The organism is Leucobacter sp. M11 (assembly GCF_035726885.1).
GTDB lineage: Bacteria > Actinomycetota > Actinomycetes > Actinomycetales > Microbacteriaceae > JAPFRB01.
The window spans coordinates 506,437-507,647 of record NZ_JAPFRB010000003.1 but is presented as its reverse complement, the minus strand read 5'-3'; the positions used below and the strand labels follow the sequence as shown (position 1 = coordinate 507,647).

The 1,211-nt window shown below is 72.3% G+C and carries 1 protein-coding gene and 1 pseudogene; one reads left to right on the top strand and one right to left on the bottom strand.

What is annotated here, in order from left to right; genetic code table 11:
* Positions 1-47: 47 nt before the first annotated feature.
* Positions 48-911, top strand: coding sequence for a carbonic anhydrase (locus OOT08_RS10765; protein WP_325092645.1), 864 nt, complete (start codon positions 48-50; stop codon positions 909-911).
* 76 nt (positions 912-987) lie between these two features.
* Here the strand turns inward: OOT08_RS10765 and OOT08_RS10760 are convergent.
* A pseudogene (locus tag OOT08_RS10760) lies at positions 988-1,211 on the bottom strand (MFS transporter); the annotation flags it as partial.

The following is a 1,211-nucleotide window of genomic DNA, read 5'->3' as shown; positions in this document are numbered from 1 at the left end:
GGCGGGAATTCCTCGACCTTTCGGCTCCCCCTCCCTACGATGTGGCTATGGGGAATGAAACTGAATCACACGACCGCGTCCTACAGATCCGATGGGTCTCCGACACCTCACAGCCCGCACCCGTGCTGGCCGAAACCTCGGCGGAGGCGGTGGCCCTGCTCGATGCGGGGAGCACGGCTTTCTCGCGGCTCGGCGAGGGCGAGGGACCCTTCGAGATCGTCGTCGATCCGGAGGCCTTCGGGGTCGTCCACGAGTCCGATGACGACGGGATCCTCAACCAGGAGCCCTTCGCCGCCGTCCTCAGCTGCTCGGATGCCCGGGTTCCCATCGAGCTGACGCTCGGTCGCGCCGGGAACGATCTCTTTGTGGTCCGCGTCGCGGGGAACGTGCCGGGCTCCGAGTGCATCGGCAGCCTGCACTACGCGGCCGATCACCTGCCGACGATCAAGGTCTTCGCGATCGTCGGGCACTCGAACTGCGGCGCCGTCACCGCCGCGGTCGACTCCCTGCTCAGCCCGAGCGAGTACCTGCCCATTGCGCGGCTCGCGCCGCTGCGCGGCATCGTCGACTCGCTCTTCGGCGGGATCCGGATGGCCGTCGTCGCGCTGGAGCGGGCGACCGGCGTTGATCCGATGCGCGCCCCCGACATGCGCGAGGCCCTCATCGCGGTGTCCGCCCTCGCGAACACGGCGCTCACCGCCGCCGTAGTCGCCCGGGAGCTGGGCCGGGACACCGTCTTCGGCGTCTACGACCTGGAGCAGCGGATCGTCGGCACGCGCGGGGCCGCCGGCTGGGCCCCGGGCTTCGTCGCCGCGCCGCGGGACGACCGGGAGCTGAGCGAGCTGATCACGGGCTCCGCCACCCGCTTCGCCGAACTGCTCGGGATGACCCGACAGGACTCGGCCGGCTAGCCACGCAGCGCCGCCCCCGCGGATCGCCCCGTGGGGCGCGCGAGGGCGGCGCTGCGTGCGAGACGGGGAGCGGACGCTAGCGACGGCTCCCGACGTCCTCCCGGATGGGCTGGCGCTTCTGGAAGAACAGGGTGGCGGCCATGCCGAGCACCGCGATCGCCGCGGGGAGGAAGAGGGTCTGCCCCATCGCGGCGGCGAACCCCTCGTGCAGCGCGTCGGGAAGCGGGGCCCCGCCCAGGCCCCCGGCGGCAACGGCGGAGCCATCGCCCGGGAGCTCGGCCGCGAGCCGGGACTGGATGA

Coding starts and splice junctions, on each gene's coding strand:
- OOT08_RS10765 (WP_325092645.1), top strand. CDS start 48: ATGGGGAATGAAACTGAATCACACGACCGCGTCCTACAGATCCGATGG.